The following is a 19,567-nucleotide window of genomic DNA, read 5'->3' as shown; positions in this document are numbered from 1 at the left end:
ATGGAGCACGCTCTCGCCAGGCATAGAAGCCGCTGGCGGAGACACCGAGCACGCGGCACATGGCGCGCACAGGAAGGTCGGCCTGGTTCGCCATCACGAGTCCGAAGACTTCGTGGATGTCGCATCGCTGCGACCGGCGAACCAGGCCGTAGCCTTTGCCAGGATGTCGCGCTCCATCTGGACCTGACGCAACTGGCGGCGCAGCCGCACCAATTCTTCTCGCTCGGCGGTGGTCAGGCCTTCTTTGCCAGGTAAGGGCTTGCCCTCGTCGATGGCGGCCTGACCGACCCAGTTGGTGATGGACTGGGCAGTGACACCGAACTCACGCGAGAGCTGTGTGGGTGAGCGGCCGGCTCGAACCAGCTCGACCATCTGCCGACGGAATTCCGCCGGGTACGGCGGTCGTACTTTGGACATCTGCGACTCCTTGAACACAAAGAATGATGTGTCCACGGAACCGGGTCAACTCCAGTCTGGAACGAAGCTCTGGGCGCCTGGGTGGCCGTGCCGAGCTGGATCGCGTGGCAGAGACGCTCAAGTCGCGCGGTGCCGATGCGCAGATGCGCGTGGTGGGCCACACCGACCGCCTGGGCAGTGACAGCTACAACCTGGGCCTGTCGCAGCGCCGTGCCGAGACCGTGCGCAGCTACCTGATCAGCCAGGGCATTCCGGCAGCCAACATCACGGCCGTCGGCATGGGCGAAAGCCAGCCGGTGGTGCAGTGTGCCAACACCGCCCGCCAGGCGCTGGTGGACTGCCTGCAGCCCAACCGCCGCGTGGAAGTGGAAGTAACAACGTGCTGACCGGACGCATGTCTTGATCCGCCGCATGGCTTCCGCTACCGGAGCCATGCGGTTTTTTCTTGCCTTCAGGCGATAATCTCCCCATGTCCGCATCCCACAAAATCGTCTTTGGCTTCCATGCCGTTGGCGTGCGCCTCAAGATGGCGCCGCAATCGGTGGTAGAAGTATTTTTTGATCCCAGCCGGCGCGATGCCCGCATGCGCCAGTTTCTGGAGCGCGCCAAGGAGGCGAAAGTCGCCCTGGTCGAGGCCGATGGCCTGCGCCTGTCGCGCCTGTGCGGCAGCCACGGCCACCAGGGCGTGGTGGCGCGTGTCAGCGAGATCCGCCAGGAGCGCTCGCTGGATGACCTGCTGGACACCCTGCAGGAGCCGCCGCTGTTGCTGGTGCTGGACGGCGTGACCGATCCGCACAACCTGGGTGCCTGTCTGCGCGTGGCCGATGGTGCCGGTGTGCACGCCGTGATCGCGCCCAAGGACCACGCTGCCGGCATCAACGCCACCGTGGCCAAGGTCGCCAGCGGTGCCGCCGATACCGTGCCGTACTACATGGTCACGAATCTGGCGCGCACGCTGAACGAGCTGAAAGAACGCAATATCTGGGTCGTTGGCACCAGCGGCGATGCCGGCAAATCGCTCTACCAGATGGACTTGCGCACGCCCACGGCGCTGGTGCTGGGCGCAGAAGGCCCCGGCATGCGCCAGCTCACGCGCAAGACCTGCGACGAACTGGTGCACCTGCCCATGCGTGGCGCGGTCGAGAGCCTGAACGTCTCGGTTGCCAGCGGTGTCTGCCTGTACGAGGCCCTGCGCCAGCGCAGCCTGTAAGGGCAGGGGAGCACCCATGAAAATCACGATGCGATCTGCCACCCTGGCCCTGGCTGTCGCCGCAGCACTGCTGGCCGGCTGCACCCAGGAACAGCAGAACAAGCTGGGCCGCGAGGTGCAGAACTGGACCGGTACCAATGGCGTGCTGGAAATCTACGCTGGCGACAAGCTGGTGCGCCGCTTCCTCAAGGTCGACAAGATCAGCACCGCGCTGGGTACCGGCAGTGGCGATGCACGCAACTACCGCTACGGCTACGGCGTACTGGATGAAAACCTGAACTTTGTGGCTGACGCCGATGAAAAACGCGTCTACTTCGAGATCAGCGATTACAGCAACATGGTGTTCTTCGAGAATCCGCGTTAAGCCACAGATCCGGCAAGGCTGGCAACGCATGGCTGGCGCGAAAATACCCCCACCGGTACAATCCCGGGCATGCATGCCAGCCGCGCCCGCGAGGCGTCCCCCACCAGCCGTATTCCCTCTGCCCAAGCCTTGACCAGTTACAAGCCGTACTGGGCCAGGCGCTTTGGCACGGCCCCGTTCCTGCCGATGAGCCGCGCCGAAATGGAGCAGCTCGGCTGGGACAGCTGCGACATCATCCTGGTCACCGGCGACGCCTATGTCGATCACCCGAGCTTCGGCATGGCGGTGATTGGCCGCGTGCTGGAGGCGCAGGGTTTCCGCGTCGGCATCATCGCGCAGCCTGACTGGCAGAGCGCCGAACCGTTCAAGGTGCTGGGCAAGCCCAACCTGTTCTGGGGCGTGACTGGCGGCAACATGGACAGCATGATCAACCGCTACACGGCGGACCGCAAGATCCGCAGCGATGATGCCTACACGCCGGGCGACATCGGCGGCAAGCGGCCCGATCGCGCCGCCATCGTCTACAGCCAGCGCTGCCGTGAAGCCTACAAGGACGTGCCTATTGTGCTGGGCGGCATCGAAGGCAGCCTGCGCCGCATTGCCCATTACGATTACTGGAGCGACAAGGTGCGCCGCAGCATGGTGGTGGATAGCAAGTGCGACCTGCTGCTCTATGGCAATGCCGAGCGTGCCCTGATCGAGGTCGCGCACCGCCTGGCGCGCCGTGAGCCGGTCAGCAGCATCACCGATGTGCGCGGCACTGCCTTTGTCATGCGTTCCTCGCCCGAGGGCTGGTTCGAGATCGATTCCACCGAGGTCGATCAGCCGGGCCGCATCGAGGAGCACGTCAACCCGTACCAGACTACCGGCGAGCAGGCCGCGGGGCAGGGTGCCAGCTGTGATGCCGCCGCGCCGTCGCCAGAGCCGGCCGTGCAGCCGATCCGCATCGTGCGCGAGGCCTCGAAAGCCGTACAGCGTCCGCCGCGCGAACGTACCGTGATCCGCCTGCCGAGCTACGAGCAGGTCAAGGCCGATCCGGTGCTGTACGCGCACGCCAACCGTGTGCTGCATCTGGAAACCAACCCCGGCAATGCGCGGGCGCTGGTGCAGGCGCATGGCGAGGGCACGACTGCGCGTGATGTCTGGCTGACGCCGCCCCCGATTCCGCTGACGACCGAGGAAATGGACTGGGTGTTCGACCTGCCGTATGCGCGCAGCCCGCACCCGTCTTACGCCGACGAAAATGGCCGCCACGACGGCGCCACCAAGATCCCGGCCTGGGAGATGATCCGCTTCTCGGTCAACATCATGCGCGGCTGCTTTGGCGGCTGTACCTTCTGCAGCATCACCGAGCACGAAGGCCGCATCATCCAGAGCCGCAGCGAAGATTCCATCATCCGCGAGCTGGAAGACATGCGCGACAAGGTGCAGGGCTTTACCGGCGTGGTGAGCGACCTGGGTGGCCCAACCGCCAATATGTATCGCCTCGGCTGCAAGAGCAAGGAGATCGAGGCCGCCTGCCGCAAGCCGAGCTGCGTCTACCCGGACGTCTGCCAGAACCTGCATACCGATCATGATCCGCTGATCAGCATCTACAAGCGCGCGCGCAAGCTGCCGGGCGTGAAGAAGGTCCTGATCGGTTCCGGCTTGCGCTACGACCTGGCGGTGAAATCGCCCGAGTACATCAAGGAGCTGGTGCAGCACCACGTGGGTGGCTACCTGAAGATTGCGCCGGAGCACACCGAGCAGGGCCCGCTGTCCAAGATGATGAAGCCGGGTATTGGTACCTATGACCGCTTCAAGCAGCTGTTCGAGAAGTACAACGCCGAAGCCGGCAAGAAGCAGTTCCTGATCCCGTACTTCATTGCGGCGCACCCGGGCACCAGCGACGAGGACATGATGAACCTGGCGGTCTGGCTCAAGCGCAACGGTTTCCGTGCTGACCAGGTGCAGACCTTCTACCCGAGCCCGATGGCGACGGCCACCACCATGTACCACACGCGGCTGAACCCGCTCAAGGGCATCCACCGTCCGGATGGCCCGAATGCGGATCGTGCCGAAAGCGTGGACGTGGTCAAGGGCGATCGCCGCCGCCGCCTGCACAAGGCCTTCTTGCGATATCACGATCCGAACAACTGGCCGCTGCTCCGCGAGGCGCTCAAGGCAATGGGCCGGCAGGACCTGATCGGCAATGGCAAGCAGCACCTGATCCCGACCTGGCAGCCGATGAGCGATGGCAGCTACCAGAGCCCGCGCCGCACGAATTCCACGCCGGCCGGCAAGACGGCCGAGGCCGCGCCCACGGCGCGCCGGCAGCCGCGCAAGGGCAGCCTGCTGACGCAGCATACCGGACTGCCGCCGCGCAGCCAGGGAGCCGGCAAGCCGGCGCTGGGTGGCAACAAGCCGCGGCTGGACAGCAAGAGCGGCAGCCCGGCCGGGCGCGGCAAGCGCAGCCGCTGATTGCCAAGGCCGGTTTTGCGCCGGCCTCAGCCCATCTGGCTCAGCATCTTGCGGAATCGCGCCAGCGACAGCATGAACAGCACGCTGCCGATCACCAGCAGTGCCAGCATCTGCGGCCAGACGATATCGAAGCCGGCCCCGCGATAGAGAATCGCCTGGCTGGCCGAGACAAAGTGCGTGGTCGGCGCGACCATCATCACGTTTTGCACGAACTCCGGCATGCTCTCGCGCGGCGTGCTGGCGCCGGACAGCATTTGCAGCGGCATCATGATCAGCAGCATCAGCAGGCCAAACTGCGGCATGGTGCGGGCCACCGTGGCCAGGAAAATCCCGAGCGAGGTGGTGGAAAACAGGTGCAGCGCTGCCACCGCCAGGAACAGCCAGACCGAGCCCTCGATCGGAATGCGCAGCCAGCCCTGGACCACGAACACCATCGACATGGCGGTCGCCAACAGCACCACTACCGCCATCGACCAGACCTTGGACAGCATGATCTCTACCGGCCGCACCGGCATCACCAGCAGGTGTTCGATGGTGCCATGCTCGCGTTCGCGGATCAGCGCCGCCCCGGTCAGGATGATGGACAGCATGGTGATGATGTTGATGATCTCCATCACGCCCAGCGTCCAGGTCTGCGTCAGCGTCGGGTTGAAGCGCATGCGTTGCTCGATCTGCACGGGCAGCGGCGTGCTGCCGCGGTGGCCCTGCACGAACTCGGCCACCTCGCTGTGCACGATTTGCGTCACGTAGCCGCTGCCGCTGAAGGCCTGGCTCATGCGCGTGGCGTCCACGTTGAGCTGGATCGCCGGTTGCCGTCCGGCCAGCACATCACGCTGGAAGTTGGGCGGGATATTGAGCGTGAAGGTGTAGCGGCCGGCATCCATGCCGGCATCCATTTCGTGGATCTCGATCAATTGCGGTGGCAGGAAGTAGGGCGGCAGCAGGCCGGAGATGATGCGGCCGGACAGCTGCGAGCGGTCTTCGTCGACGATGGCGATCGGCACCTTGCTCAGCGTTTCCGGGGCCGAGCGCGATACCGCATAAATCGCCAGCGTGAACGAGTAGATGATCAGCACCAGCATGATCGGGTCACGCAGCAGGCTCCAGAATTCCTTGATGCCGAGGCGGAAGATGTGGCCGAGCTGCATCTCAGTGCTCCTGCTTTTTCAGCAACAGGATAGACACCAGCAGGATCAGTGGTGCCCAGATCACGAGCGGCCAGAAGGACGATGTCAGGTCGGTGAAATCCAGCGCCTTGCCGAATACGCCTCGGCTGATCAGCAGCATATAGGTGGCTGGATGGCTTTCGCCAATCAGGCGGCCAGCACCTTCCAGCGAGCTGACCGGGGTCATCAGTCCGGAGAAGTTGACGGCCGGCAGCATGGTCACCAGCATGGTGATGAAAATCGCGGCAATCTGGGAGCGTGTGAAGATGGAGGCAAACAGGCCCAGGCCGGTCGAGAAGATCACGAACAGCAGGGTGGCCAGTGCCAGCGTCAGGAAGCTGCCCTTGATTGGCACGTCAAACAGCGTTACCGCCATCAGCGTCATCAGCAGGAAACTGACCATGCCCATCACGATATAGGGCAGCTGCTTGCCGAGCAGGAATTCGGTGCGCGTCACCGGCGTCACGTACAGGTTCATGATCGAGCCCATCTCCTTTTCGCGCACGACCGAGAGCGCCGCGAGCATGGCCGGGATCATCAGCAGCATCAGCGGCATCACGGCTGGCACCATGGCCGGCAGGCTTTTCACGTCCGGGTTGTAGCGGAAACGCGTTTCCACCTGGATCGTCGATTGCGGCGCGCGGCCCATGCGCTCGGTGCTGAGCTGGGTCAGCCACTGCTGGTGCATGCCTTGCACATAGCCCTGGATGGTTTCGGCGCGCTGCGGAATCGCGCCATCAATCCAGACCGCGATGCTGACCGGCTGGCCGCGCTGCAGGTCGCGCGAGAAGCCGGGCGGAATCTCCAGCGCCATGGTGATCTGGTTGGCGCGCATCGCCTGGTCCAGTTGCCGGTAATCCTGCAGCGGCGGCATTTCCTCAAAATAGCGCGAGCCGGACAGGTTGTTGACATAGTTCTGGCTCAGCACGGTCTGATCCCGATCGAGCACGGCAAAGCGCAAGTCTTCCACGTCCATGGTGATGCCGTAGCCAATGATGACCATCAGCAGCAGGCTGCCGAACAGCGCCATGATGCCGCGCACCGGATCGCGCTGCAGTTCCAGCGATTCGCGCAGCGCGTAGCTGAACAGGCGGCGCAGGCTGAAGCCGCGCTGCGGGCGATGGCTGGTAGCTGCTGCAGGTTCCACTGCCGGGACTGCGGCCGCTGGCGTAGCGGTGCTGCCGCTGTCGGCACCGGCTTCAAGCAGGTAGCCGATAAAGGCATCTTCGAGCGAGGCGGCACCACGCTTTTCCACCAGCCGCGCCGGCGTATCGCTGTCCAGCACCTTGCCAGCGTGCATCATCGACATGCGGTCGCAGCGCTCGGCCTCGTTCATGAAGTGGGTGGAGATGAAAATGGTGACGCGGTCCTGGCGCGACAGGCTGACCAGCAGCTCCCAGAAGTTGTCGCGCGCAATCGGGTCCACGCCCGAGGTCGGCTCGTCCAGGATCAGCAGCTCCGGGTTGTGCACCAGCGCCACCGCCAGCGACAGGCGCTGGCGCATGCCCATCGGCAGGCTGTCGGGCAGGGCGTCCACGACATCGAGCAGCTGGAAGCGTGCCAGTTTTTCCTGCACGCGCGCCGGAATCTCGTCTTCCGGTACCTGGAACAGGCGCGCGTGCAGCACCATGTTCTGCATCACGGTCAGCTCGCCATAGAGTGAAAACGATTGCGACATATAGCCGACGCGGCTGCGGATCGCCAGGTCGCGCGCATCGACCGTATCGCCAAAAATCCAGGCCTGGCCTTCGGTGGCATCGAGCAGGCCGGTCAGCATCTTCATGGTGGTGGTCTTGCCGCAGCCGTTGGAGCCGAGAAAGCCGAAAATCTCGCCGCGCCGGATCCGGAAGTTCACGTGATCGACCGCGGTGAAGTCGCCAAAGCGCATGGTCAGGTCTTTCGCTTCAATCGCGATCTCGTCCTGGCCGTCCTCGGGCAGCGGCGGAATCACCACCTCGCGATGGCCCTCGCGCTTGTCTTCCGGCATTAGCTGGATAAAGGCGGCTTCCAGGTTGTCCGTGGCGGTACGCTGCAGCAGCTCTTGCGGCGTGCCGGTGGCCAGCACGCGGCCTTCGTCCATCGCCACCAGCCAGTCGAAGCGGCTGGCCTCATCCATATAGGCCGTGGCCACCAGCACGCTCATGTCCTGGCCACCGGCGCGGATGGTGTCGATCAGGTCCCAGAACTGGCGGCGCGCCAGCGGGTCCACGCCGGTCGTCGGCTCGTCCAGGATCAGCAGGCGCGGATCGTGGATCAGCGCGCAGCACAGGCCGAGCTTCTGCTTCATGCCGCCCGACAGCTTGCCGGCTGGCCGCTGCAGGAACGGATAGAGACCGGTGGCCTGCGTCAGCTGGTCGATGCGGCGGCGCCGTTCGGCTTCGCCATGGCCGAACAGGCGGCCAAAGAACTGCAGGTTTTCTTCTACCGACAGCGTCGGGTACAGGTTCTTGCCCAGGCCTTGCGGCATGTAGGCGATGTCCGGGCAGACCTGGTTGCGATGGCGCTGGCTGGCCATGTCGCCGCCCAGCACCAGCACCGAGCCGCCCTGGATGGCACGGGCACCGGCGATCAGCGACAGCAGACTGGACTTGCCCACGCCGTCTGGCCCGATCAGACCAATCATGCGGCCGGCGGGAAACGCCAGGCTGATGTCATCCAGCGCCAGCGTGTCCTTGTAGCGCAGGCTGACCTGCGTCAGCGTGATGACGGAACGATCCGGTCCGCTCATGGCCGGGTCTTGGGCGCGAGAGAAGCCGGCCAGGCGGCATTCGGATCCAGCTTGATCCAGGCGACGCCCGGCAGGCCGATCTTGACCTGTTCCGGGTACTGTTGCAGCAGTTCAGGCGAAATCTGCGCCTTGACACGGAACATCAGCTTCTGGCGCTCGCTTGCGGTTTCTACCGTCTTGGGCGTGAACTGGGCCGAGCTGGCGACAAAGCTGATTTTTGCCGGGATCGGGTAATCGGGAGCCGTGTCCAGCACGATGCGCGCTTCGCTGCCAATGGCCACGCGGCCTGCGACTTGCTCCGGAATGAAGAAGGTCATGTAGACATCGTTCAGGTCGATCATGTTGAGTGCGGGCGAGCCAGCTCCCAGCACCTCGTTCGGCTGCACGATGCGGTATTGCACGCGGGCATCGCGCGGGGCGACCAGCACGCTGTCAGCCACTTCGGTCTCGATGCGCTTGATGGTGGCGGCGGCAGCATCGACGGCCGATTTGGCGCTGTCGATCTGCGTGCGCGAGGCCACGGTAGCTGCCTGTGCCGCTACCTGGCGCGCCCTGGCAGCGTTGACCTGGGCTTGCGCCGCCTTCACGCGGGCACGGTCATCGTCCAGCTCCTGCATCGAAGAGGCACCCTCACGCGCCAGCACTTCGGTACGGCGCAGCTTGCGCCGGGCGGCATCGAGATCGCTGTCGGCGCTGACCACGGCAGCACGGGCAGCGGCTTCGTCACTGCTGCGCTGCGAGGACATGGCCTGGGCATTGCTGACGCCGGTCACCGCCTGCTGGTGGTAGGCACGCGCTTCGTCCAGCTGGGCGTTGAGCGAGGCGATATCCATGCGCACCAGCGGCTGGCCGGCCTTGACGAAATCGCCTTCGTTCACCAGCACTTCGGTGACGCGGCCCGGCAGCTTGCTGGTGGCGTTGAGTTCGGTAGCCTCGATGCGGCCGTTGCCGCTGACAAAACCGTCGCCGGGGCCTTGCGGCTGGCTGGAATGCCAGAGGTAGTAGGCGGCTGCGGCGGCGGCCAGCGCCAGGCCGGCCATGATCAGGGTCTTCTTGTGCTTGGCTTGCAGTGTCATGTCGTGGAGCTCAATTTGGGCGGGGTAGGGTCAAGGCTGGGGCGTGCTGCCCAGGGAGCCGCCTCCAAGGGCGGCAAACAGCTGGATCTGTGCGGCCAGCAGCTGGCGCTGCGTCACCACATGGTCCTGCTCGGCCTGCAGCAGGCTGCGTTCGGCATCGAGCACTTCCAGGTAGCTCACGGCACCGCTGTCGTAGCGCATGCGCACCAGGCGCGCACGCTGGCGTTGCGCCTGCAGGCCTTGTGTGTGCGTGGCCAGTTGGCGTTGCAGCCAGTGGCGCGCACTCAACGCGTCAGACACATCGCGGAAGGCAGACTGCACGGTCTTCTCGTAGTTGGCCACCGCCATGTCGGCGCGTGCTTCGGCCAGGTTCAGGTTGTTGCGCAGCCGGCCAGCGGTAAAGATCGGCAGCGAGATGCTGGGCATGAAGCTCCAGGTCCGGTTGCCGCCCTGGAACAGGCCATCCAGCTCATGACTGGCCGTGCCCAACATGCCTGTCAAGGAGATGCTGGGGAAGAAGGCCGCGCGCGCCGCGCCAATCTGCGCCCGAGCAGCCGCCAGCTGGTGCTCGGCGGCGATGATGTCCGGGCGCTGTGTCAGCAGGGCGGAGGGCAGGCCTGCGGTCACTGGGCGCAATTTCAGTTGGCGATCCAGCAGGCCGGTGCGCGGTGTCAGGTCCACTGGACCACCGGCCAGCAAGGCCAGCGCATGACCGTTGCGCTCACGCGCCTGCTCCAGCTGCTCCAGCAGCGCCTGCGCCTGTGTCAGCAGCGTGCGCACCTGGGTCAGCTCCAGCAGCGAACTGGCTCCGACCTCATAGCGGCGCGTATAGATGCGGTTCGATTCCTGGCGCGTGCTGACCGATTGCCGTGCAATCTCGATACGCTGGTCATACTCGCGCTGCAGCAGCCAGGTGTTCGCTACTTCGGCCACCAGGCTGATGCGCAGGGCGCGTTGGGCGGCATCGGTGGCCAGGTAGTTTTGCAGGGCGGCATCGCTCAAGTGGCGGATACGGCCCCAGAAGTCGATTTCCCAGCTGGCCAGACCGAGGCCCACGCTGTAGCTGCTACTGACCATGGATTGCCGGGAGGGCGACAAGCTGGCCGGGGTACGGCCACGCTGGCCATCGGCCATCACGCCCACGCTGGGCATCAGTCCGGAACGCTGGATGCCGTACAGAGCCTGCGCTTCCTGCACGCGCAGCGCGGCGGTGCGCAGGTCGCGGTTGTTGGCCAGCGCCTGGGCAATCAGCGCCTGCAGTTCCGGATGGCTAAAGTAGTCGCGCCAGCCGCTATCGTTGCCCATGCTGGCTGGCGGGCTGTCAGTGGCACGTTCATAACGGGCGGGCAAGATGTCGCTGGCGGGCTGCTGCTGGCCGCCAGGAACGGCACAAGCGCCCAGCAAGGTCAGCGGCAGCAGCGCCAGGCCGGCGCGTTGAAACAGGGTGGCAGGCACCATGAAGGATTTCCTGTACAGGGAGCTTGCCCGTCGTGGCATGCCGACGGACAGGTGTGAAGAAAGTCCCATTATCGGCGCTGAACTTGCCGCTTGTCAGCCATAAGACAACAAGGCAGTGCCGCACTGCGACACTGCCTTGTCTGAAAACTCGGGATGGGGGGAGCCGGTCAGAACTTGCGCTGGTAGTACAGCAGGCCAAACTCCACGCCGTCATTCGGTTTCTTGATGCCGGCGTTGGAGATATGCACGCCACGCAGGCCGACGGTGTTCAGCTGCTTCGGACCCCACTGGTAGCCCACGCCCAGCATGTCGGAGAACTGGAAAGCGGTCGACATATTCGTATCGGGCGACAGGCTGGTGTCGGAAATCAGGCGCACGCCGATCGAGCCTTCGACAAACAGGCGCTTGCCATGGTCACCCAGCGGGCGGATCATGCGCAGCACCGGCGAGTAGCCGAACTCGACGATATCGTTGCCGTACTTAGCATCCCAGAAGCCCAGCTCGACTTCATGACGCAGGCCCAGATGCCATTTTTCGCCTTGCCACAACGGCTGCTCGCGATCCCAGCCGGCGATGATGCCAACCTTGTTGGTGCTGTCCGTGCCGTAGCCGGCAGTCACGCCCCAATCTTTCGCCAGCAACTGGCCGCTGCTGGCCAGCAGCAGGGTGGCAAGACCGATGCGGGGCAGGGTGGACAGGGAGGAGCGGAGTGCATGGAAAACAGGCATGGCAAATACAGAATGAAGAGAAAAATCTAGCTGCCATCTTGGCATTGATAGTCCCTGCATGATGCGTGCACAACTATTTCACGGGCGTGACATGGGGTTGTCTTGGCGGCCATTTGCAGAGGCCGGCAGATTGCTGGCAAGACACGGACCGGGATCTCTACGGCAAGACAAGTGCGATGAGCCGTGCGGCCAGTATCTGGCGACTTTGCGACAGGCCAGTGTCCTGTTGCGACAAGCTGGCGCATCGGGACTACAAGAAACCCGGATTTGTCCTAATCTGTCAGACTTGTGTTTTCTGTACCGACAGAAAGCGTGTGGATGCCGAGCGCCTTGCGCTGTTCCCGGCGGCCAGGCTTCCCCGTTCCATTCACCCATCTCACCCATGCAAAACTTCACCGTCGCGGCATCCCTGGCTTATCTGCTGATCGACATGCTGCCGGTCGAAGCCCGGAATCTGGACCAGCTTTGCCAGCTCGCCGACATGCGCCGCGAGGATCTGGAACATCCGGACAAGCGGATCCCGAAAGCTGCCTTCATGCGGCTGGCGGCACATATTGCCGAGCAGTTGGGCGACGAGGAACTGGCCCTGCTGACCTACCAGAACATCCATCCGGGCACGCTGCAAATCGTCGGCCACCTGATGTTGAGCAGCAACAGCATGCTGCAGGCCCTGCAACAGCTGCAGCATTACGCGCCCTTGCTCGATGAAAGCCTGGAGGTGGAATTGCGGCGCGAAGCCCAGGGCTATCGCCTGTCCATGAGCGCTCGCGACAACAGCCTGTTGCCGCGCATCATCATGGATGCCGAAACGATGACGCTGCTGAACTTTCTGGCCCAGTTGCGCAATGGCAGGCCGCTGCTGGTGCATGAAGTCAGCTTGCCTTACCCTGATCCGGGCGAGGAATTGCTGCGCTGGCTCAAGGAACGGCAGATCCGCCTGCTGCATGGTGCTGGCGGGATCTCGCTGCTGCTGGATGCTGCGCAGCTGGAAGAAGAACGCCTGCCGGTATCGCCGATGCTGGCCAGGGTGCACCAGCGTCTGGCCGACTACCAGCTGGAAGAGCTGCGCGCCAACTACCCGGTCTATCTGCGCGTGCGCCAGTTGATCATCGAACGGCTGGAACAGCGTGCGCCCACCATCGAGGAAATTGCCGAAGCGCTGCACATGACGCCGCGCAGCCTGCAGCGTGCCCTGCAGACCGAGGGTTACCAGTACCGCCAGTTGCTTTCGGATGCGCGCCAGGAAATGGCCAGATTGCTGCTGTGCCACACCGGTTACCCGATCAAGGAAGTGGCGTTCCGGCTCGGCTTTCGCGAGCTGAGCAGCTTTCACCGCTTCTGCATGCGCTGGTTTGGTGCCACGCCGCTGCAGCTGCGCCGCGAGGGCGAGGGCGGTGCCCAGTGCTGGCCTGCACATGGTGCTGGCCAGCCGGATGTGCGCTGAAACAACATATCGCTTGGTAAAAACCCGGATTTGTCTGACAATAGCGTGATCCCGAGGGGGCGATGGTTGCCAGCAGACAGGCAACGGATTGCAAATGGGCCCCCAATCGCGTACATCTCCCATCTCACACCCGGCATGCACTTGCATGTCCCTCCCGCGTGTTTCTGTCATGCGGTGAATGATCGTCAGACGGTGGATGCACATGTCCTACCCTGACGATGCGCAGCCCTGCGGGCTGGCGCACGTGTGAGATATTCAATGCATCAAGAAGCCTCCCTGGCTGGCGCAGCTGCGCAGCCGCAATCCTCCGTTGCCGAACTACAACTGCCGGGCAACCCGATTCCCGATCCCCATCTGCATGCCGAACTGCAAGCCGACGCGCTGCTGCCGGTTGAAGACGACCAGCCCAACGGTTTTGTCGAACTGAAGCTGGCCGAGCCGCTAGTGCAGGCTTGCCTCGACCTGGGCTACACCCAGCCGACCGTAGTGCAGTCCCAGGCGATTCCGCTGGCGCTGAACGAAGGTTCCAGCTCCTTCATCGACCTGATGGTGTCCAGCCAGACCGGTAGCGGCAAGACCGCCGCCTTCCTGCTGCCGGTGCTGCATACGCTGCTGGAGCAGCGTGAAGCCGCCGAAGAGGAAGAACGCATCGAATGGCAGCGCAAGCTCGACGAAGCTGCCGCCAACGGCGAGCCGACCCCCAAGCGTCCGCGCCGCAAGAACCCGACCGACCGTCGCCATTTCAAGGCCGCCGAGCCCGGCGCACTGGTGCTGTGCCCGACGCGCGAACTGGCGCAACAGGTCGCCCATGACGCGATTGACCTGGTCAAGCATTGCAAGGGCCTGCGCATTGCCCACGTGGTGGGTGGCATGCCTTACGCGATCCAGATCGCCCGCCTGCAGAACGCGGACCTGGTGGTAGCCACCCCGGGCCGCCTGCTGGACCTGCAGCGCAGCATGCAGATCAAGCTGGAAAAAGTGCAGTTCCTGGTGGTGGACGAAGCCGACCGCATGCTGGACCTGGGCTTTGCCGAAGACCTGGCCGAAATCCACGCCCTGACCGCCGAGCGCCGCCAGACCATGATGTTCAGCGCCACGTTTGCGCCGCGCATCCAGCAGCTGGCTACCCGCGTCATGCGCGAGCCGCAGAAGATCCAGATCGACACGCCGCAGCAGAAGCACAGCCAGATCGAGCAGAAGCTCTACTGGGCTGACAACTTCGCGCACAAGCGTGCCATGCTGGACCATTGGCTGCGTGATCCCGCCATCGAGCAGGCGATCGTGTTTGCCAGCACCCAGATCGAATGTGACGGCCTGGCCGAAGACCTGCAACAGGCTGGTTTCGCTGCTGTTGCACTGCACGGCGCCCTGAGCCAGGGCCTGCGCAACCGCCGCCTGCAGGCGCTGCGCCAGGGCAAGATCCAGTTCCTGGTGGCAACTGACGTGGCCGCACGCGGTATCGACGTGCCCAGCATCACCCACGTGTTCAACTTCGGCCTGCCGATGAAGGCCGAGGACTATACGCACCGCATTGGCCGTACCGGCCGTGCCGGCCGCAGCGGTATCGCTGTCAGCTTTGCCGAATTCCGCGACCGTTTCCGCATCTGGGACATCGAGGAATTCACCCAGCAGCCGCTGATGACGGCCGTGATCCCGGGCATGGAGCCCGAGCAGCGCGCGCCCACGCGTCACCCGCCCAAGGGCAAGGGTCGCGCCGGTGGCCCGGGCCATGGCGGCCGCGGCGGCAAGCGCTCCTTTGGTGGTGGTCGCGAACGTGGCGGCTTTGGCCAGGACAACCGTTTCGGCGGCGGCGATCGTGGTGGCTTCCGCCAGGAGCGTGGCGGTTTCGGTGGCGAGCGCGAGTTTGCCCAGGACCGTCAGGAACGTGGTTTCCAGCAGCGTGATCGCGGCTTTGGCAATGACCGTGGCTTCCAGCAGGATCGAGGTGATCGCGGTTTCCAGCAGCGCGAGCGTGGCTTCGGCCAGGGTCAGGAGCGTGGTTTTGGCGGCGGCTTCGGTGATGCACCGGCACGCAAGCCGCGTCCGGCAACCGCTGGTCACGCCGGTGGCCGTCGCGGTGGTGATACCGCCACGCGTGAAGGCCGTCCGGCCCACGGCGAATGGCGCAAGCCGGCCGGTGGCCCGCGTCGCGGCAACGGTGGCGGCAACCGCTACTGATCTGCTGCCAACAGGCCGTCAACGGATAGCCTGATCCCGATCTGACAAGAGCCGGTCACTGCAAGGTGACCGGCTTTTTTTGCGCCTGCAGGGCAGGGCAGCGATGTCGCTGCCATCTGCATGGACAGCAGCTGCCAGGGCCGCATGACGAACGCTTTGTACCTACAATAGCGGGATGTCTTCCCTGTTCGACGATCTCTCCTCCTTTGCCCCGCCACCCACTGACGACAAGTTGCTGCACGGACTCAATCCCGAGCAGCGCCGTGCCGTCACCTTGCCCGATGAACACGCCCTGATCCTGGCCGGCGCTGGCTCCGGCAAGACGCGCGTGCTGACCACGCGTATCGCCTGGCTGCTGCAACAGCAGCGCGTTTCGCCCGGCGGCTTGATGGCGGTGACCTTTACCAACAAGGCGGCCAAGGAGATGAACGCGCGCCTGTCGGCGATGCTGCCGCTGAACGTGCGCGGCATGTGGATCGGCACTTTCCACGGCCTGTGCAACCGCTTTCTGCGCGCGCACTACCAGGTCGCCGGCCTGCCGCAGGGTTTCCAGATCCTCGATACGCAAGACCAGCTCTCCGCCATCAAGCGCCTCTACAAGCAGCATGGCGTATCGGATGACCAGTTTCCTGCCAAGCAGATGCAGTGGTTTATCAGCGGCTGCAAGGAAGAGGGCATGCGCCCCGGCGATGTTCCGGTGCACGATGGCGAAAGCCGCCGCAAGGCCGAGATCTACCAGCTCTACGAGGAACAGTGTCAGCGCGAAGGCGTGGTCGACTTTGGAGAGTTGATGCTGCGCAGCTACGAGATCCTGCGCGACTATCCGCTGGTGCGCCAGCACTACCAGCGCCGCTTCCGCCATATCCTGGTGGACGAATTCCAGGACACCAACCGCCTGCAATATCTCTGGCTCAAGCAGCTGGTATCGGACGGCAAGGAAGGCGTGCCGGCCAATGCCGTGCTGGCCGTGGGCGATGACGACCAGAGCATATACGCCTTCCGCGGTGCGCGCGTTGGCAACATGAACGATTTCGTTACCGAGCTCAAGGTGCAGCACCAGATCAAGCTGGAGCAGAACTACCGCAGCTACAGCAACATCCTGGACAGCGCCAACGTGCTGATCAGCCACAACAAGCGCCGCCTCGGCAAGAACCTGCGTACCGACCAGGGCGCAGGCGAGCCGGTGCGCGTGATGGAGCAGGCGAGTGACCTGTCCGAAGCGCGCTGGATCGTCGATGAAATCCGCCAGCTGGTGGCCGACGGCCGTTCGCGCAAGGAAATCGCGATTCTCTACCGTAGCAACGCGCAGAGCCGCGTGATCGAATCCACGCTGTTCAATGCCAGCATGCCGTACCGCGTCTACGGCGGCCTGCGCTTTTTCGAGCGCGCCGAGATCAAGCACGCGCTGGCCTATCTGCGCCTGCTGGACAACCCGCGCGACGACACCAGCTTCATGCGCGTGGTCAACTTCCCGGCGCGCGGCATTGGCGCGCGCACGCTGGAGCAACTGCAGGATGCGGCACGTGGCCAGCAAAGTGCCTTGACCGATGCGATAGCGCTGGTGCCTGGCAAGGCTGGTGCCAATCTGGCGTCCTTTGTCGCCAAGATCGACGCCATGCGCGAACAGTCGGCCGATCTGAGCCTGAAGCAGATCGTCGAGCTGGTGCTGGAGCACAGTGGCTTGCTGGAACATTATGGCAACGAGCGCGATGGCGCCGACCGCATCGAGAACCTGCAGGAACTGGTCAACGCCGCCGAGAGCTTCGTCAGCATCGAGGGCTTTGGCCGCGAAAGCGCCGGCCTGCAGCCGATGGACATGCGCCCGGTCGATGCCACCGTGGTCGAAGGGGAGGAGGCCGTGCTGCCCGATGGTGAAACCCTGTCGCCGCTGGCCGCCTTCCTGACCCACGCCGCACTCGAGGCCGGCGACAACCAGGCTCAGGCAGCCCAGGACGCGGTGCAGCTGATGACGGTGCACGCCGCCAAGGGCCTGGAGTTTGACGTGGTGTTCATCAGCGGCCTGGAAGAAGGCTTGTTCCCACATGAAAACGCCATGAACGATTTCGACGGCCTGGAAGAGGAACGCCGCCTGATGTATGTGGCCATCACGCGGGCGCGCCAGCGCCTCTACCTGAGCCATGCGCAAACGCGCATGCTGCACGGCCAGACGCGCTATCACATCCGCAGCCGCTTCCTCGACGAACTGCCCGAGGAGTGCCTGAAATGGATCACGCCGCAACGCAGCGGTTTTGCCGATGCCATGCCGGGCCGCTGGCGCCAGGACGGCGACGAGCAGTGGAACCAGGAGGTGCGCCAGTCGGTCGGCCTGCCGGCAGCCGAGATCCCGCGCAAGCAGGAAGATGGACATGGCCTGCGCAAGGGCATGCGCGTGTTCCACACCAAGTTTGGCGAAGGCGATGTGCTGCTGATTGAAGGCAGTGGCAGCGATGCCAAGACCAAGATCAATTTTCCGCGCCACGGGGTCAAGTGGCTGGCTCTGGCCGTGGCCAAGCTCACGCCGATCGCATGAATGGGCGGCCACGCTGCCCGCCAGATGTCACAATGGCAGCAAGACAACAGCTGTCAAAGTCGTAAAGGAGATTGCACCATGAGCCATGCCAAACGCACGCTGCGCACGGGATGGATGCTGGCCCTGGGTTCGCTCTGGCTGGCAGGATGTACCACGGTATCGCTGGATAACCCGGACTGGCCGCCCTTGCGTGGCGGCAGTGGCCCTGCGCCAGTCCTCAACCAGAGTACGCCGCAGGTGCCGCCTGCGCCGCGCACGCCAGACGCCGAGGTGGTGGTCACGCCGGTACAGGATATCCGCGTGGAGCCGATATCGCCCGCTGCACCCCAGCCCGCTGCCAACGACATCAGCTGGGTGGGACATTATTCTGGCAGCCTGCCGTGTACCGATTGTCCCGGCATCCGCACGCTGCTGTCACTGTACGAGGACGGCAGCTATATCCTGAGCATGAAGCGCGAAACCGTCAGTGCGCTGCCGGTGATCCAGCGCGGCCAGGCCAGCTGGAGCGCCGATCGCTCCATGCTGCAGCTGGACCGTGATGGCGAGTACCGCCGCTTTGCCTATCAGGCCGGCCAGTTGCAGCAGATCGATGCCGACGGCACGGCCATGGGCGAGCGGTATCGCTTGCGGCTGCGCCAGGACGACTGATTCCGGTCCGCCAGGCTTCAAGCCTGGTGCAGCGCCTCGGCCACTTCGCGCACCAGCGCTGAACCGCGATAGATCAGGCCGGTAAATACCTGCACCACGTCGGCGCCGGCAGCGCGCTTGGCACGCGCATCGGCGCCGCTCATGATGCCGCCGGCACCGATGATCGGAAAATCCGGGCCCAGTGCCGTGCGCAGCTCGCGGACCACATGGTTGCTCTTCTCGAACACCGGACGACCGCTCAGGCCACCGGCCTCATCGGCATGCGGCTGGCCCTGCACGGCTTCGCGGCTGATGGTGGTATTGGTGGCAATCACGCCCAGACGACCACCATGGCGGCCATCGGCGGTCATGCCGTAACGGCGCAGCGTGCTGGCAATCAGCGCAATCTGTTCCTGTTCCAGATCCGGTGCGATCTTGATGAACAGCGGCTTGTGCTTGCCATGTTGCTGCGCCAGTTGTTCGCGGCGCTCCATCAGCGTGTCGAGCAGCGCATCCAGCGCCTCGTCACTCTGCAGCGCGCGCAGGTTCTGCGTGTTCGGGCTGCTGATGTTGACGGTGACGTAATCGGCCCAGGGGTAGACGCCTTCCAGGCCGGCCAGATAGTCGTCCGCTGCCTGCTCGATCGGCGTGCTGGCATTCTTGCCAATGTTCAGGCCAAGCAGGCGCTTGCTGCCGGCCGGACGGGTGCGCTGCACATTGCGGATAAAGGCCTCCAGGCCATGGTTGTTGAAGCCCATGCGGTTGATTAGCGCCTCCGATTGCGGCAGGCGGAACATGCGCGGCTTGGGGTTGCCCGGCTGGCCCTTGGGTGTCACCGTGCCGACTTCGACAAAGCCGAAGCCCATGGCTTCCCAGGCGGCAATGCACTCGGCGTTCTTGTCCAGGCCAGCAGCCAGGCCGACGCGGTTCGGAAAACGCAGGCCACACAGCGTCACCGGATCATTGACAAAGGGCTGGGAGAAGGTGCAGCGCAGCGGCGTGTGCTGCAGGCGCGACAGGGAGCTGATGGTGAATTCATGGGCCGCTTCAGCGTCCATGCTGAACAGGGCCGCGCGCGACAGGGAGTAGGGAATCAGTGCCATGGAAGAACGATAATGTGCAGTTGTGCGATCAGCGTGATCGCATCTCCCTATTGTCCCAAATCCACGGCAGGAAACCCA

14 protein-coding genes and 1 pseudogene are annotated in these 19,567 nt (G+C 64.3%); 8 read left to right on the top strand and 7 right to left on the bottom strand.

Annotation, left to right across the window (positions count from 1 at the left end):
* A pseudogene (locus V1261_RS08185) lies at nucleotides 1-417 on the bottom strand (transposase); the annotation flags it as partial.
* Nucleotides 418-440: 23 nt separating this feature from the next.
* Here V1261_RS08185 and V1261_RS08180 point away from each other — a divergent pair.
* From V1261_RS08180 to V1261_RS08165, 4 genes are all read left to right on the top strand, one after another.
* Nucleotides 441-803, top strand: coding sequence for an OmpA family protein (locus V1261_RS08180; RefSeq protein WP_329771241.1), 363 nt, complete (start codon nucleotides 441-443; stop codon nucleotides 801-803).
* 83 nt (nucleotides 804-886) lie between these two features.
* The gene (gene rlmB / locus V1261_RS08175; RefSeq protein ID WP_329771240.1) at nucleotides 887-1,627 is read left to right on the top strand and encodes a 23S rRNA (guanosine(2251)-2'-O)-methyltransferase RlmB; all 741 of its coding nucleotides are present in this window, start codon (nucleotides 887-889) and stop codon (nucleotides 1,625-1,627) included.
* 28 nt (nucleotides 1,628-1,655) lie between these two features.
* Nucleotides 1,656-1,991: a hypothetical protein gene (locus V1261_RS08170; protein WP_329771239.1), complete on the top strand. Its 336-nt coding sequence runs from the start codon at nucleotides 1,656-1,658 to the stop codon at nucleotides 1,989-1,991.
* A 69-nt stretch (nucleotides 1,992-2,060) separates the two neighbouring features.
* The gene (locus V1261_RS08165; protein WP_329771238.1) at nucleotides 2,061-4,451 is read left to right on the top strand and encodes a YgiQ family radical SAM protein; all 2,391 of its coding nucleotides are present in this window, start codon (nucleotides 2,061-2,063) and stop codon (nucleotides 4,449-4,451) included.
* Nucleotides 4,452-4,477: 26 nt separating this feature from the next.
* Here the strand turns inward: V1261_RS08165 and V1261_RS08160 are convergent, their stop codons facing one another.
* The 5 genes from V1261_RS08160 to V1261_RS08140 form a co-directional block, all read right to left on the bottom strand.
* A complete protein-coding gene (locus V1261_RS08160; protein WP_329771237.1) occupies nucleotides 4,478-5,599 on the bottom strand; it encodes an ABC transporter permease in 1,122 nt (373 codons plus the stop codon).
* Nucleotide 5,600: 1 nt separating this feature from the next.
* Nucleotides 5,601-8,345 carry a ribosome-associated ATPase/putative transporter RbbA gene (rbbA, locus tag V1261_RS08155; protein ID WP_329771236.1) on the bottom strand — a complete coding sequence of 915 codons (2,745 nt, stop codon included), beginning with the start codon at nucleotides 8,343-8,345 and terminating at the stop codon, nucleotides 5,601-5,603.
* The gene (locus tag V1261_RS08150; protein ID WP_329771234.1) at nucleotides 8,342-9,421 is read right to left on the bottom strand and encodes an HlyD family secretion protein; all 1,080 of its coding nucleotides are present in this window, start codon (nucleotides 9,419-9,421) and stop codon (nucleotides 8,342-8,344) included. The genes rbbA and V1261_RS08150 overlap by 4 nt, the downstream gene beginning before the upstream one ends.
* Before the next feature lie 30 nt (nucleotides 9,422-9,451).
* The gene (locus tag V1261_RS08145; protein WP_329771233.1) at nucleotides 9,452-10,879 is read right to left on the bottom strand and encodes an efflux transporter outer membrane subunit; all 1,428 of its coding nucleotides are present in this window, start codon (nucleotides 10,877-10,879) and stop codon (nucleotides 9,452-9,454) included.
* Between the two features lie 167 nt (nucleotides 10,880-11,046).
* The gene (locus V1261_RS08140) at nucleotides 11,047-11,607 is read right to left on the bottom strand and encodes an acyloxyacyl hydrolase (protein WP_329771231.1); all 561 of its coding nucleotides are present in this window, start codon (nucleotides 11,605-11,607) and stop codon (nucleotides 11,047-11,049) included.
* A 382-nt stretch (nucleotides 11,608-11,989) separates the two neighbouring features.
* On the opposite strand from V1261_RS08140, the gene V1261_RS08135 reads away from it, so the two are divergent.
* The 4 genes from V1261_RS08135 (at nucleotide 11,990) to V1261_RS08120 (ending at nucleotide 18,407) form a co-directional block, all read left to right on the top strand.
* Nucleotides 11,990-13,051: a helix-turn-helix transcriptional regulator gene (locus V1261_RS08135; protein ID WP_329771229.1), complete on the top strand. Its 1,062-nt coding sequence runs from the start codon at nucleotides 11,990-11,992 to the stop codon at nucleotides 13,049-13,051.
* A gap of 258 nt (nucleotides 13,052-13,309) precedes the next feature.
* On the top strand, nucleotides 13,310-15,229 hold the full coding sequence (locus V1261_RS08130) for a DEAD/DEAH box helicase (RefSeq protein ID WP_329771227.1): 1,920 nt from the start codon (nucleotides 13,310-13,312) through the stop codon (nucleotides 15,227-15,229).
* 175 nt (nucleotides 15,230-15,404) lie between these two features.
* Nucleotides 15,405-17,759, top strand: a complete 2,355-nt coding sequence (locus V1261_RS08125) for a UvrD-helicase domain-containing protein (protein WP_329771225.1) — start codon at nucleotides 15,405-15,407, stop codon at nucleotides 17,757-17,759.
* A gap of 78 nt (nucleotides 17,760-17,837) precedes the next feature.
* On the top strand, nucleotides 17,838-18,407 hold the full coding sequence (locus V1261_RS08120; RefSeq protein ID WP_329771224.1) for a copper resistance protein NlpE: 570 nt from the start codon (nucleotides 17,838-17,840) through the stop codon (nucleotides 18,405-18,407).
* A 17-nt stretch (nucleotides 18,408-18,424) separates the two neighbouring features.
* On the opposite strand, the gene V1261_RS08115 is transcribed toward V1261_RS08120, so the two are convergent.
* Nucleotides 18,425-19,489 carry a quinone-dependent dihydroorotate dehydrogenase gene (locus V1261_RS08115; RefSeq protein ID WP_329771223.1) on the bottom strand — a complete coding sequence of 355 codons (1,065 nt, stop codon included), beginning with the start codon at nucleotides 19,487-19,489 and terminating at the stop codon, nucleotides 18,425-18,427.
* Nucleotides 19,490-19,567 lie beyond the last annotated feature (78 nt).

The organism is Brachymonas sp. J145 (genome assembly GCF_036312245.1).
GTDB classification, from domain to species: Bacteria; Pseudomonadota; Gammaproteobacteria; order Burkholderiales; family Burkholderiaceae_C; genus Brachymonas; species Brachymonas wangyanguii.
This window is presented reverse-complemented; position numbering and strand designations above follow the sequence as displayed.